This is a genomic window from Salinimicrobium oceani, assembly GCF_012037645.1.
In genome coordinates, this window is record NZ_JAAVJR010000585.1 from 1 (window position 1) to 461 (window position 461).

The 461-nt window shown below is 46.0% G+C and carries 1 protein-coding gene; it reads left to right on the top strand.

The window, feature by feature from the left end:
• On the top strand, positions 1 to 461 hold a 461-nt coding region (locus HC175_RS18370; RefSeq protein ID WP_262887251.1), incomplete at both ends, for a helicase-related protein.

The following is a 461-nucleotide window of genomic DNA, read 5'->3' on the forward strand; positions in this document are numbered from 1 at the left end:
TCCGGCCTACACGCAACTAGGTTATCTAAAGAAACGCCACCCGCAAACTCCCATGATTGCGCTTACCGCTACGGCCGATAAAGCTACGCGGCAGGACATTTGCGACCAACTCAACATTCCTCACGCTACTCATCATATCTCTTCTTTTGACCGCAAAAATCTTAGCCTTGATGTGAGGCCGGGGAATAAAAAAGTTGATCAGATCCTCGCATTTTTGAAAGTCAGGCGCGGCGAAAGCGGAATTATCTATTGTCTTAGCCGTAAAAACACTGAAGAACTCGCGGCAAAGCTAAAGGCTAAAGGCTATGAAGCTGAAGCTTATCATGCTGGCCTATCCCACAGTGACCGCATTAGTATACAGGAGAATTTCATCAATGATAAACTGGACATCATTTGCGCTACGATCGCGTTTGGAATGGGGATCGATAAATCTAATGTGCGGTGGGTGATCCATTACAATA